Annotated in this window: 8 protein-coding genes; 4 read left to right on the forward strand and 4 right to left on the reverse strand. The window is 38.6% G+C overall.

Annotated features, from left to right (window positions below):
• Window positions 1-139 precede the first annotated feature (139 nt).
• Together ACYVHJ_RS11055 and ACYVHJ_RS11060 are read right to left on the reverse strand one after the other, a co-directional pair.
• Window positions 140-1168 carry a PorP/SprF family type IX secretion system membrane protein gene (locus tag ACYVHJ_RS11055; protein ID WP_460514740.1) on the reverse strand — a complete coding sequence of 343 codons (1029 nt, stop codon included), beginning with the start codon at window positions 1166-1168 and terminating at the stop codon, window positions 140-142.
• The gene (locus ACYVHJ_RS11060) at window positions 1165-6852 is read right to left on the reverse strand and encodes a PKD domain-containing protein (RefSeq protein WP_460514742.1); all 5688 of its coding nucleotides are present in this window, start codon (window positions 6850-6852) and stop codon (window positions 1165-1167) included. The genes ACYVHJ_RS11055 and ACYVHJ_RS11060 overlap by 4 nt, the downstream gene beginning before the upstream one ends.
• A 404-nt stretch (window positions 6853-7256) precedes the next feature.
• Here ACYVHJ_RS11060 and ACYVHJ_RS11065 point away from each other — a divergent pair, with 404 nt between their 5' ends.
• Genes ACYVHJ_RS11065 through ACYVHJ_RS11075 form a run of 3 tightly spaced genes read left to right on the forward strand, consistent with a single transcriptional unit; the run spans window position 7257 to window position 11300 of the window.
• Window positions 7257-9101: a glycoside hydrolase family 2 protein gene (locus ACYVHJ_RS11065; protein ID WP_460514744.1), complete on the forward strand. Its 1845-nt coding sequence runs from the start codon at window positions 7257-7259 to the stop codon at window positions 9099-9101.
• Window positions 9098-10270: an aldose epimerase family protein gene (locus ACYVHJ_RS11070; protein ID WP_460514746.1), complete on the forward strand. Its 1173-nt coding sequence runs from the start codon at window positions 9098-9100 to the stop codon at window positions 10268-10270. Before ACYVHJ_RS11065 ends, ACYVHJ_RS11070 begins: the two co-directional genes overlap by 4 nt.
• A 4-nt stretch (window positions 10271-10274) precedes the next feature.
• Window positions 10275-11300 carry an SMP-30/gluconolactonase/LRE family protein gene (locus ACYVHJ_RS11075; protein ID WP_460514748.1) on the forward strand — a complete coding sequence of 342 codons (1026 nt, stop codon included), beginning with the start codon at window positions 10275-10277 and terminating at the stop codon, window positions 11298-11300.
• A 41-nt stretch (window positions 11301-11341) separates the two neighbouring features.
• Here the strand turns inward: ACYVHJ_RS11075 and ACYVHJ_RS11080 are convergent, their stop codons facing one another.
• Both ACYVHJ_RS11080 and ACYVHJ_RS11085 read right to left on the reverse strand, forming a co-directional pair.
• Window positions 11342-12484 carry a geranylgeranyl reductase family protein gene (locus ACYVHJ_RS11080; protein WP_460514750.1) on the reverse strand — a complete coding sequence of 381 codons (1143 nt, stop codon included), beginning with the start codon at window positions 12482-12484 and terminating at the stop codon, window positions 11342-11344.
• 8 nt (window positions 12485-12492) lie between these two features.
• A complete protein-coding gene (locus ACYVHJ_RS11085; protein ID WP_460514752.1) occupies window positions 12493-12849 on the reverse strand; it encodes a hypothetical protein in 357 nt (118 codons plus the stop codon).
• A 436-nt stretch (window positions 12850-13285) separates the two neighbouring features.
• On the opposite strand from ACYVHJ_RS11085, the gene ACYVHJ_RS11090 reads away from it, so the two are divergent.
• Window positions 13286-13984: an orotidine 5'-phosphate decarboxylase / HUMPS family protein gene (locus ACYVHJ_RS11090; protein ID WP_303611150.1), complete on the forward strand. Its 699-nt coding sequence runs from the start codon at window positions 13286-13288 to the stop codon at window positions 13982-13984.
• Window positions 13985-13997: the final 13 nt, after the last annotated feature.

The raw sequence follows: 13997 nt of genomic DNA on the forward strand, positions 1-13997 counted from the left end.
ATTTATTAATTTTTTTTTAATGCTCTATAAATATAGTGATTGATATATTTTTAAAAATGATCTTTTAGGAATGAATTCTTAAACCATATAAATGATAAATTTAATCAATATCTATCAACCCATCCAAATGAGATAGCTGTCAATACCTTCTTCTGTTACTGGTAGGACAGGGAAGAATGGTTTGCATGAATTTTTTTCTTCTTAGATCTGTAAAATATATGGATACCTCATGGGAAACATGAGATGGATTGCTAAACTTGTTTAACATATAGTCATAACTATATGCCATGGTTATACCGCTCATTAAACTAAATCCCAATACTGCATTGATTGAGTTTTGATCTGGTAATTCATTGAATCTGGTTATATTCCTAAATCCTAGTCCGCCAATAAAATTCTCAACCTGAATTTGAGGTATTACTTCGATTTGCTGAAAGGTACCTTGTCTTTTGTAATTAAAAGAAACAGAAAGTACTTTGCGTACCTCAACGGATTTAAACATTCTCCGATCTAAATTTTTAACATAACCTCCATGAATACCCCATTTTATGGGAAGTTCATTTCCTATACCATCTTCAAGAAAGCCAATATTGGGCCTGGATACATGACTACTACTTATCCCAAACCAAAAATCGGGTGCCTGGAGTAAAGCCCCAAAAGATAAATCGGGATACCATTTACTGTCTTCCCCAGGTAGATGGTCCATAGTTGCAGAATTTACTGTTCTATTTAAAAGATCAATTTGATCTCCAAAGACCATTTCCTGTAAAGTTAAACTTCTATTGACAAGGCCCAACTGACCTCCAAACCTTAGGAAGCTTTCATTGTCTAGCAATAATTTGTAAGAAAGGTATCCGGCAATATCGGTTGATCTGATCTTTAGCAATGACTCAGAAAATTGAGAGGCAGAAAAACCGAAACCAACATTGGTCTCATCTATAAAGTTATCATAGTAGACGCCTGAAGCGGTAAAATCATAACCCAATCCAGGCCATTGTTTTCTATAATTGACGCCAATTCGAGTAGTTTCCATGGCTCCTGCAAAAGCAGGGCTAAGGTTAAGCGGGGCTGCGTAAAACTGTGTAAATTGAAAATCCTGTGCCAATAAATCTATAGAATTAGATAAAAAGGAACTTACAAACAGCATTATAAATTTAATATTTCTCATTCTAAAAGCATGAATGCACCGGTTTCACTAAAATTTCTTCCGTCTGCGGTGGTGTAATTTAATTTAAAAACGTAATTGCCCGGAACGGCTTTTTGGCCACGGAAAGTACCGTCCCAGCCTTTATCATTTATGTCCGATGATTGGTACAAGATTTCTCCCCAGGTGTTCATTATTATTAGAGATAGACTATTGATGTTCAAAAACTTGGGGAAAAAATAATCATTAAGGCCATCACCGTTAGGACTAAATACATTAGGAGTTGCTAAGAAAAAATCAGTGATTTTAATCGGAAAAGAAGTGCTGGTTTCACAACCCCAAATATCCGTAGCTATTAAGGTGACTTGATAGGTTCCGGGAAGCTTGTAACGGTATTTAGGAGAGGCTTCATATGAAGTATTTCCATCTCCAAAATCCCAATAATATAAACCAATATTTCCATTGCTTTTGTTGGTAAATTGAACATCAAAGTTGACCAAATTTTCTCCGTATAAGGGGAATGACTCAGATAAATATTCGCCTTTTACCAATATGACATCGTTTTGAACTTTGAAACTTTGGGTCTGTACACAACCCTTGCTATCGGTCACTGTCACCTGATAGTTTCCGGGTGCATTGGCCTCCATCCGGTAACCATCTTCAAAAACCTCTCCACTGCTCCACTGGATAATATAAGGAGCAACCCCACCTTCAATATGTAGCTCATTGATCTCTAAGATTTCTTTCGGTTCACATTGGGAGTTTATTGTATTTGTCAAGCTAATGGTGAGTGGGTCAGGTCGTTTTACTTTGAAAGTTTGACTTACATAGCACCCTGATTGATCTGTAATATCAACTGTATAGGTACCATTGGTCAGGTTGGAAACCGTGGGGCTGGTCTCGCCATTGCTCCACCTGTAACTATAAGGAGCTCTGCCACCTGATACCTCAAGCGATATTTTTCCACTTTGACCATTTTGGCAAGAGGAAGCATCCTCAACCTGACCTATTGCTACCAAAGGTTTAGGTTCAATCAAATTAAATGTCCTTTCAATGGTACAGTTGTTGGCATCTTTTAAGAAGACCTTGTAAACTCCCGGTTTTAGGTTATAAATCGCCGATTGTTCCGGGCCATGTTCCCAAATAGCAGTTACAGGGGCTTTACCTCCTTCTAGGTTTAGCTGAATGCTTCCGTTTTGAGCACCATAACAAGAAATCTCATTGACAACAGGATCTACCTTAAATACCGGGACTTCCTTAATGCGGGTTTCTTTGGAGACTACACAGCCAGCGGCATCTGTTACGGTGACTTGATATAATCCGGGACCTATGCCTTCAAAAAATCTATTATCTTCTCCGGTATTCCATTTGACTTGGTAAGGTTTGACACCTCCGGTTATAGCTAGGGAAAGGTTGGCATCATTGGCGCCATAGCAGGATACCTCCGTATGCTCCATTGATACTTCCAAGGGAGCGGTAGGTTGAGTAATGTTAATGGCTGAGCTGCTGACTTGACAGCCATTGCCATCATGGACAGTAAGTTGGTAAGTGCCTGAATATAGTCCATCCGCACTGGGTGAATTTAGATCAAAGGGTTCCCCATCTTTAGTCCATTGGTATTGATAACTACCAGCTATTCCACCGGAGACAATAAAAGATAGGCTGCCGGTTGGTGCTCCATGGCAGGAGACATTTGTTTTATCATTTAAACTGATGGATAGAGGTTCAGGCTCTTTGATGGAAATACGCTCACTTATCTCACAACCATTTTCATCTTTCACTTTTACCAGATAATTTCCAGGCAAAAGGTCATTTATTACTGCTGCATTGGAGGTAAAACCCTCCGGTCCTGACCAGTTTATACTGTACTTTCCACTTCCCCCTGAAATATTCAATGCAATTTGCCCATCATTGACCCCATAACAACTGATTTCAAAACCATTATTGACTTTAACCTTGGGAGTGATCAATAAGGGCTCGGGTTGCTTGATGTTTATCAATTCTGTTAGTGCTTCGCAACCATTTTCATCAGTAATGGTAAGATGGTAATCTCCGGGAGTTAAATTTTCAATGGTAGAAGTAAAGGCTTTAAAATTATTCGGTCCTGACCACTCAAATTTTAAGTTTCCTGAACCTCCGGAAGTTGTAACCTCTATCCGGGCATCTGCTGCTTCAAAACAACTGATATTATATCCATTAAAAGTGGAAACTTCGACTTTATCTATGGTCAATCCGGCTTGAGGTTGGGTGATTTCTAGTTGGTCAATCTCCTTAAAACAGTTGTTGGCATCAATTACCCTTATCGCATACATGCCGGCAGTAAGGTTCTTGAAAAACCAATCTCGTTCTGTGGTTGGAGGAGATGTTTCTAAAATGGCTCCATCTTCATTTAATAATTCATACTTGTATGGCCCTGCAGAAGTACGTGTAATGCCTGCAGCCAATATGCCAGTTTCTTGTCCAAAACAAGAAATATTGGTTCTCTTGTCTGCTAACTCTTCTATTTCAAGTCCCTGAGGCTCTGTAAGCGTATAACTTCTACTGATTTCGCAGCCATTGATGTCTGTAATGGTGACCTGGTAATTACCCGGTAAAATGTTTTTTAAGCTGTCATTTTCTGAACTGAAGCCATTTGGTCCTTCCCATTTTATTTGATTGCTGCCCGATCCTCCGGAAATATCCAAATATATATATCCTTCATTTCCACCATTACAATGCACTCCAAATCCATTATAGTCTGATACTTCCTCTTCAACTACCAGAGGAAGTGGAGATTTTAGCTCAAAGTCCCTCTCCAGTGTACAGCCATTTTCATCTTTTATTAAAACATGATAACTTCCTGCTTCCAGGCCTTTCAACTGTGTATCGGTTGAAGTAAAACCATTTGGACCTGTCCAGTTATAAGTTAAACTACCTTGATTTCCGGAAATATTGAAGGAGATAGCCCCGTCTGAGCCTCCTGCACAGGTGATTTGATAACCATTGTAATCTGACAATTGTATATTGCTGATTTCTAAGCCTGTTTCCGGCTGCTCAACCAATATGTTTTCTATTGTTTTAATACAGCCATTGGCATCTTCAACGGTTACCCAGTAAAGGTTTCCTGGTAGTTGGCCAAAAGTATGGTCATTACTGTTAAAGTTGGGGATGGACCTGATTGCTTTTTCGTCGCCCATGATTCCTAAAGTAAGGGTATAAGGAGCCATTGAGGCTTGATCTATCAATAGGGTGAATGCCCCATTGTGCTCACCAAAACAGGCCACTGGAACTCTTAAATCTTCGGGCTCAGATAGGATCAATTCATTGGGTTCAGAAAGTTTGTAAGTAGCTTGGATGGTTGCCCCATTATCATCGGTTAGTGTCAAGGAGTAAAAACCTGCAGATAGGTTTTCTAAGTTGCTCTCTGCGGAAGAAAAGTTGTCCGGACCCGACCAGCTATAGGTGTAATTTCCTGTTCCTCCTGCTGCGTTTGGTTTAATGCTTCCGGTGGCAGCTCCATTACAACTGATCTGAAAGCCATTTATCTCAGGAATGTTGGGTGTCAAAGTCAAGGGGTGTGGAGCTTCTAGGATAATGGAAGCCAAACGTGCGGTACAATTGTTATCATCCGTTACAATAAATGTATATTCTCCGGGGCTTAGGTTGCTGATGTCTTTGGTGTTTGCCTCAAAGCCATCGGGCCCTTTCCACTCGTATTTATAATCACCTTCCCCACCCACTATTTTCAGGGCAATGCTGCCATCATTTGCTCCCGGAAATGAGACCTGATATCCATTGTAATTGGATACAAGGGTATCCTGAATTAGTAAGCCTGTTTCCGGTTCATCGATTAATATTCCTTCCAAAAAGAAATCACATCCTTGGTTGTCCTCAATTCTAAAATCATAGGTCCCTGCCTTTAAATTCCTAAAATAGAGGGTGTCAGAATCCACATTGTTTATAGGACCTAGTGACCTGTAAGGGTCCCCATTTCTAAAAACCTCTATTGAAAATGGGGTGGGTGTGTTTTCGTATAATTGAATTGCTATGGTGCCTGCTTCTTCACCAAAACACCTCACATCTTCTCTGAGATCACTTAATTCTGTTAAGGTTAAAGGTGTTGGCTCATTGATTGTATAATTATTTGCTACCGTACATCCATTTTGATCGGTTATCATTACAGCGTATTTACCGGACTCTAAGCCATGTCTAGACAATTCACTTTCCTCTGCATTGAGGGGGAAAGAGGGCAATTCTCCTGATACGGGGGAGTTTATGTTGTCAAAATTTCCTTTAAACCATTCTATCGTATATTCCGGAGTACCTCCCTGAGGCTTTATGCTAATACTTCCATCGGCCATGCCATTGCAAGATATATTTTCAATGGTTTCTGAAAAGGTTAATGGTTGAGGGCCTTCAACAGTTATCCAACCGGTAGTTTTTTCACAAACCAGCGGGGCAGTACCGGCGATATCATACAACCTTCCCTTGTCTTGAATTTTCGCATAATAATCACCTGGTGGCAAGTTGAAAACTTTGCTTTCTACTCCTATAATTGCACCTCTCAGGCTAACAAAAGAGTTGTTTACTGATTTAACTTCATTTTCTTTATCGTCAAACCATGTTATTTCATAATTAGCCCATTCATCACGGTGGCTTTTGGGAAAAGGAGATGACCAACCACCGTCAATTAAAAGACTAATTTCTCCATCATTATTTCCAAAGCATGTAACATGTTTAACAGTTTCATCAGCAACCATGGGTTCAGGTATGACAATTTCAAAGCTTTCTCTACCGTTGCATTGAAACCTATCTTCTATTTCAACTGTGTAAGCACCCGGGTCCAAATCTTGTGCTTGGATCACTACAAAGCCATCAGAATCAGATACTACTTCAAAATCAGTATGTTTTTCTCTGCCCTCACTATCAATCACAATAAAATTGTTTACCGGAAGGGTAGCATTAAAAATAATGAACTCAACGAGGCCTGTTTTGTCTTCCGGACAAAGTAAACCTGCAAAATTCAATTCAAAATCTAAGGAGTAAGCCTGACCTAAGGGACCTGAGTCTCTTAAATATTCTCTTCCAAGGTTATCTATTGCATAAATTTGGTATTCTATATCTCTATTAAGTTCATAATCTTGACCGAAAGTAGCCGTTGCTGAGCTTTGAAATGGGGCCGTATTATTTACCGTTATCACCTTTAATGTATCACCCAAATCATCAATTAGTTTAAATGTAAAGGGGAAAGATTTTTCATGACGTTGATTTGGCTTATAAGCACTTAAAGTAAGTGATATAATACCTTTACAACCGTTTTCAGAATAGGCTAATGGCAATATTGGGGGGATAACAAGAACCTTAAAGGGGAATACTTGACTGTGGTCTAGGCCATCCGTAACTTGAAGGTTAACAATAATCTCTTTGCCTTTGGATTCCCAATCTTCAGTGTATTCTATTGATGGAGAAATGGTTTGATTCGAGAAAGAATAATCGCTTCCTGGTAGTACTTCCAATTGAAGTTTAGACATATCTCCTGAGTAATTGATGGACAACATATCAAGAGACAAAGTTAGGTCTCCATCAAACTTAACACTAACTTCTGTTTGATCCTGAATTGTAATGGATGCAAAGGGATTGATAAGTTCACCTTTAATTTTAAAAATTTGAAGTCCAAAAATTAAAAATAAAAGGATACCGAGACCAATATATTTACTATTTATTTTCAACTGTAATACTGAAGAATTTTATAAAAAATAGAGGCTTAAAAATGCCAAAAATTAAAATGATACCAGAAGGTATTTTTTCAATTCCATATACAAAAGTAGGGAATACAAATTTAATAAGTAACTGAATTATAAATTATTATGGCTGTAAACTTACTGTTGTAGACTTGTAAAAATCTTAATAAAAGGAGTGATAATTTACGAGATCCATTATTCCTATTTTCAATTTCTTTTTTACCAGTATTAAATGAAAACGAAAGGGCATGAAAAAGGAAAGGTCAGGTTAAATTTTTTTTTCTTTTTTCATTAAATCTTAACCTATTTGATATGAATTTTTAATATTTTCGCTGCTAACCTTTTTATTTTATGTCAATTGGAATTCACTATTCCAGAAATAACGATAACCCATGATAAGAAAAATTATCTACTTGTTTGCATTTGTTTTTTTTGTATTTCCTGCATTCAGCCAACAGTTAAATTGGCAACCTATAAATGATAAAATTTTGTCAGAATGGGCAGCCGATGTTGATCCAAATGCTCCACTTCCTGAATACCCAAGACCGCAGATGATCAGAGAAAATTGGATCAATCTCAATGGTATTTGGCAATATGCAATTATTGGAAAAGGTAGCAAACAACCCGAAGATTATCAGGGCGATATTTTGGTCCCTTATCCGATAGAATCTGCATTGTCAGGAGTTGGCCAAACAGTTGGTAAAGACAAAGAACTATGGTACCATAGAACCTTTGAAGTTAGCCGAGGGATGAGAAGAGGTAATTTATTGCTCCATTTTGGGGCTGTGGATTGGGAAGCAGAGGTTTTTGTAAATGGAAAAAGCGTAGGTTTGCATCAAGGTGGCTATGATCCTTTCTCATTTGAAATAAGTGAGGCCTTGGTCTCTGGAAAAACTCAAAAGTTAAGTATTAGGGTTTGGGACCCAACCGATGAAGGTCCACAGCCCCGAGGAAAACAGATCAATAAACCGCATGCGATTTGGTATACACCTGTGACAGGGATATGGCAAACGGTTTGGTTAGAATCGGTTCCCGATCAATATATTTCCGATATAAGAAATACAGCTGATCTAGACAATAAGCAGATATCTGTGCATGCACAGGTAAATGATGCTAAACCCGGACAAATGATAAGCATTCGCCTACTAGCCAATGGTGAGCTGGTGGAAGAGCAGGAGGTGCCTGCAGGTGAATCCACAACTTTTTCTATCCAAAGCCCTATAATCTGGGGGCCTAACAATCCATTTTTGTATGACATAGAGGCGAGATTGAAGATTGGTAAAAAGCAATTGGATGCAGTAAAAAGTTATACAGCCATGAGAAAAATAAGCATGTTACCTGATGTTGATGGTAACCAGCGCATGTTATTGAACGATAAATTCGTATTTCAATATGGACCTTTGGATCAAGGGTGGTGGCCTGATGGCTTATACACCGCACCAACTGAAGAGGCTTTGGTATATGATATAGATAAAACCAAAGAGATGGGGTTTAATATGATAAGAAAGCATGTGAAAGTGGAACCTGCAAGGTGGTATTATCACTGTGATAAAATAGGTATGCTTGTATGGCAAGATATGCCGAGTGGAGACATGGGGAATAGGTGGGAAGCCAGACCTGGTGTGGTAGGCAAAGGTACCGAAAAGGAAAGAAGCCCGGAATCTATTGCTATTTTTAAAAAAGAATGGAAAGCCATTATGGATGCCAATTACAACTTTCCATCCATTATTGTATGGGTGCCTTTCAATGAAGCCTGGGGGCAGTTCAATACTGAGGAAATTGTGAAGTGGACCGTAGAATATGACCCTTCAAGACTGGTAAATGGGGCCAGTGGTGGTAATTATACTTTGGTAGGGCAAATTATGGACATGCATAATTACCCGGATCCTGTAATGCCTGATCCTAAAATTTGGGGCAACCATCAAATTATCGTTTTGGGAGAATTTGGTGGATTGGGTTTACCAATAGAAGGGCACACCTGGCAAGATAAAGACAATTGGGGATACCAAAGTTTTAAAGACAAAAATGCTTTGAGAGAAAGATACAGTAAACTGATTCAAGACCTTAAACCACTTATTCCAATGGGACTTTCTGCAGCCATTTATACCCAAACCACTGATGTAGAAGTGGAGACCAATGGCTTGATGACCTATGATAGAAAAGTTACTAAATTAGAACCCCAATTTTTAAAGCAATTGCATAAGGAATTGTATACAATTAAAATCCCAATGAAATGAAATATTTATCCTTAAAAACACTCTTTATTGCAGGTCTATTGACGGCATGCGGACAAAACAGTAAAGAGCAAACGGTAAACGAACAACAAACAGAACCGAAATATTTAACAGCAATGGAAGATTCAGCATTTGAAAAAACAATAGACGGAAAAGAAGTAAAATTGTATCACCTTACCAATAAAAATGGTATGGAAATGACCGTAACCAATTTTGGCGCAAGAGTGGTAGAATTGTTCGCTCCGGATAAAAACGGGAATTTTGAGGATGTTGTTTTGGGGTATGATAATCTCGATGAATACCGCAATAATCCCGGTGGATATTATGGCGCCCCCATTGGTAGATATGGCAACCGCATCGCCGAAGCTCAATTTACACTAGACGGTAAAACTTATAACCTGGAGGCCAATAATGGTCCAAACAATCTACACGGAGCTCCGGAAGGTTACCATAAGGTGGTTTGGGAGGTACTGGAAGCTACGGATCAAAAATTGGAAATGAAGTACGTTTCGCCGGATGGAGAAGCAGGATTTCCGGGTGAATTAACAGTTTTTATGAATTATTACCTGACAGATGAAAATGAGTTTAAAATCACCTATAAGGCCACTACTGATAAGCCTACAATAGTAAACTTAACCCATCACTCCTTTTTTAATCTTAATGGACATGGTGAAGGGAGTGTAAGAAACCATATGTTACAGTTGAATGCCGATAATTTTACTCCTGTGGACGATAATTTGATACCGCTTGGAGAAATCAGGCCTGTTGGAGGAACTCCGTTTGATTTTAGTGAACCACATCTGGTAGGAGAGCGCATCGATGCAGACAATGAGCAGCTTAAAAAGGGAGGAGGATATGACCACAATTGGGTGGTTAATCGTGAGGGAGAGAACAAAGAAACCATTAAAATTGCTTCAGTTTGGGTTCCCGAAAATGGTCGTAAGATGGAAGTTTATACCGATCAACCTGGAGTACAGGTATATACTGGGAATTTTATGACTGGCGGAGGGCCTTCAAAAGCCGGTAAAGATTATGGTAAGCAAGGAGCCATTTGTTTGGAAACACAGCATTATCCGGATTCTCCAAATCAGCCTTCTTTTCCCTCTGTTACCCTAAGACCGGAAGAGACTTATTCACATGCATGTATTTATAAATTTTCTGTGATTGATTGACCGTATGAAAACTTCCTCAATTTATAGCTTGATTTTGCTTTTAGGAGGAATGCTGTATTCCTGTGGAGGTAATAATAAGCATGAAGTGCAAAAGAAAGCATTGATGCCATTTACAATAATTTCTGAGGGAGATAAACTATATTCAATTATAGAAGAGGGAACACAAGCGGAAATTTTAGGAAGTGGTTATGCATGGACTGAAGGCCCCTTGTGGATTGAAGAGGAGGAAATGTTATTGTTTTCAGAAATCCCTGCCAATAAAGTGCATTTCTGGAAAGAAGGCAGTGCTCCAAAAGTCTATTTGCATCCTGCAGGATTAACCTCCAATGAAAAAAGAGGAGGGGAGGTAGGTTCCAATGGCCTACTTTTGGATCCCAATGGAAAACTGGTATTGTGTCAACATGGAGACAGGAGATTGGCAAGGATGCTCGCTACATTAGATGCTCCTGCCCCTGATTATGAAGATATCGTTTCAGAATTTAAAGGAAAACCTTTCAATAGTCCCAATGATGCAGTTTTCGATACTAAAGGGAATTTATATTTTACTGATCCTCCTTATGGTTTGGAGTATCGTATGGATGACCCTAAGAAAGCCATCGATTTTCAAGGTGTTTATAAGTTGAATAAGGAGGGTGATTTGCGACTGCTATTGGATAGTATTACCAGACCCAATGGTATAGCTTTTTTTCCAGATGAAAAACGGCTTATAATAGCCAATTCTGATCCGGAAAAACCCATTTGGTACTTCTATATTTTGGATGAAAATAAAGGGCTGAAAGAAGGAAGAATTTTCTATGATGCAAGTGAAATAGCCAAAAATGAAGCAGGTCTACCGGATGGACTAAAAATCATGAAAGATGGGACAGTCATCGCAACAGGACCCGGTGGAATTTGGTTCTTTGGACCTGAGGGGATTTTATTAGGCAGGCTTAAGTTTTCAGAACTAGTATCCAACGTTGCTCTGAATAAAAAGGAGAACTTTTTATTTGTAACGGCCGATAGTTATGTGCTCCGGATTCCTTTAAAATAAGTTTCACCAAAATCTAAAATTGAGGCCGCGCTCCCTTGCTGTTAGATGAATTTCAGTAAAGGAACGCGGCTTTTTATTTTATTCTTGAGGTCATCCGGAAAGGCTTTTTTGCCCATAAAGATATCTGTTAAGATTTCACAGCCTTTTTGTCCGTACTTGCTAAGGAGCATATTCCTAATGGCAGGTTGGGCATAACAGATAAATGCAATAATAGAAGAATTGCCCAGTTCAGTTAGAATATGTTGATCGAGCAATTGCTGGTAGGCCTCATTGGCATCCTTTTCATTCTCAAAATTTTCTACAATGGCTTTGGCTGCCAGTTCTCCTGACAAAATAGCATTTGATATACCTTCGGCAGTAAGGGGGTCAGCAAAACCTGCCGCATCCCCGGAAAGAAAAATTCTACCCTTTGAAAAAGCATCCTTTCTTTGGCCTACAGGTATTTGAAATCCATGTGCTTCTGATTCTAATATTTCATTTATTTCTATTTTTTTTAAATAATCTTTATAGTATTTTTTTAAATCAATCTTTTGTTTTTTTAGCGTGCAAACTCCCAATGAAAGGTGTCCATTTTTGGGAAAACACCAAGCATAGCCATCAGGGACGGCATCCACATCAAAGCGTACATTTTTAGATAATCGGTTGTAATCCTCTTCAGGTACCTTTACTTCATATTCCAATGCAGGAATTAGCTTGCGGCTCTCTTTCCAGCCTCCCAATTTGGCAGTTTGGCTTAAGGCTCCATCAGCTCCGATTAGGTATTGGCATTTAATATCCTCACCGGAGGTTTTTATATGCAACCCATCAACTTCTTTTGTCAAGCCTACCATGCTGGTTTGCGCTAGGATTTGAGCCCCTTTTTCCAATGCCTTATTGACCAGAAATTGATCGAATGAATCTCTCATGACCATGGAAATGATGGGTTCATCTCTTTTTGCTTTAAAAGAATGAGGACTTTTTTCAAAAAATACTTCCAATTCAAAAAATTCTTTTTCAATGACTGCATCGATGGAAAAGGGTAGACGAATTCGGCCTCTATGAACCAAACCTCCCCCACAAGTTTTGTATCGAGGAAGTTTCTCTTTTTCAATTAAAATTACTTTTTTTCCATTTTTTGCCGCATGGAAAGCGGCCATGGCACCTGATGGACCGGTGCCAACGATGGCAATGTCATACTCTTTCATGGGTAATTTTATAAATCTTCAACTTCTCTCTCAGGTATATCAGGACCGACCAATACCAAATGACCATTTTCAGGTTTAAATTCATAGGTTAATTTAATTTTATCGAGGTCAGTTTCATTAATATTTAGACAGGCGTTATAAAAAATCTTGTTAAAGCTTAAAAATAAGGATCCAGTGTTTTGTTCCGGAGTAACTATTGGATCTACCAATTGGATGTTTTCAGCCAATGCACCCTCCAACTTGGTATAAAGACTTAAAAAAATCTCAAGCTCATTCTTCTTCTCATTGAAAACACAAGAAAGCGCAGTATTTATATTGTCTGCATTTTTTATACTTTCACTTTTGAAAACCCACTTTTCCTGCATTATTAAAATAAATTTATGGTAAGAAATGTAATTGTTAAACCTTTAAATTAAAGAATAGCCCATTCATGATAAATTGAGGTAATTCTATTGAAAATAGCAGCTTTGATCAAAATTAAATAATTAAATTGAAACTGAATAAAAAAATCGTAATCGGCATAAAATAAAGAATTATAGTCGCGAAGTTTTCATATGGATTTCACAAATAAATTTTAATGTGAGTTGAAATAAACTCAGGAAGCCTTAAAGTAGGGATAGAATTTTGATCGGTTTAAAGTTAAAGGCCAATCATTTTTTTTATTTTAGCCCATTTAGATGAATGGTAATCCTATTAAATGAAATATCAGATTGCTACGTACTTCAATTCCTATAATATGGATGATTTTCAATCAATAGACCGTTAAATAAATTTATTTTCTATTAAAATAACCATTAATTAATGAAACCAATTGTTCAAATTAGTTTAGACCTAACCAATATTGACGAAGCTTTAGAAACAGCTGCTCTAGCCATGCGTGCAGGAGTGGATTGGTTGGAAGCGGGAACCCCATTGATCTTGGCAGAAGGTCTTCATGGTGTCAGGAAACTTAGGGAGGCATTTCCAAATACCCCTATTGTAGCAGATTTAAAAACCATGGACGGCGGTTACCTTGAAGCTGAAATGATGGCCAAGGCAGGTGCTACTCATGTAGTGGTAATGGCAAGAGCACACGAAGAAACAATTAAATGTGTGGTGCAGGCGGGTAAAGACCATGGTGCAAAAGTGATGGGGGACAATTTGGGTTGCCCGGACATGGTGGCCGGAGCAAAATTCCTGGAAGATCATGGATGCGATTATATTGTCCACCATATTGGTTACGATGAAAGAAGGGGCATTGCTGCACAAGGAAAAAGGATGCCTAGCCCATTGGATCAATTGGAAGAAATTGTAGCAGCTGTAGATGTACCCGTACAGGCAGTTGGTGGGTTAAGTTTAGAACAAGCCATATCTACTCCCAAATATGGTGCCCCACTTGTGGTCCTTGGAGCTCCTTTAACCATCGATGCAGATGCATTTAAGACTGCTGATGGAGATCTGGAAGCCTCTTTAAGGAAAATATGTGATGCCATCCATGCTTATGGAGATGTAAAAATATAATTGGAATAAAAAT

This window comes from Cyclobacterium sediminis, assembly GCF_054781075.1.

Coding starts and splice junctions, on each gene's coding strand:
- ACYVHJ_RS11055 (WP_460514740.1), bottom strand. CDS start 1,168: ATGAGAAATATTAAATTTATAATGCTGTTTGTAAGTTCCTTTTTATCT.
- ACYVHJ_RS11065 (WP_460514744.1), top strand. CDS start 7,257: ATGATAAGAAAAATTATCTACTTGTTTGCATTTGTTTTTTTTGTATTT.
- ACYVHJ_RS11070 (WP_460514746.1), top strand. CDS start 9,098: ATGAAATATTTATCCTTAAAAACACTCTTTATTGCAGGTCTATTGACG.
- ACYVHJ_RS11075 (WP_460514748.1), top strand. CDS start 10,275: ATGAAAACTTCCTCAATTTATAGCTTGATTTTGCTTTTAGGAGGAATG.
- ACYVHJ_RS11080 (WP_460514750.1), bottom strand. CDS start 12,484: ATGAAAGAGTATGACATTGCCATCGTTGGCACCGGTCCATCAGGTGCC.
- ACYVHJ_RS11085 (WP_460514752.1), bottom strand. CDS start 12,849: ATGCAGGAAAAGTGGGTTTTCAAAAGTGAAAGTATAAAAAATGCAGAC.
- ACYVHJ_RS11090 (WP_303611150.1), top strand. CDS start 13,286: ATGAAACCAATTGTTCAAATTAGTTTAGACCTAACCAATATTGACGAA.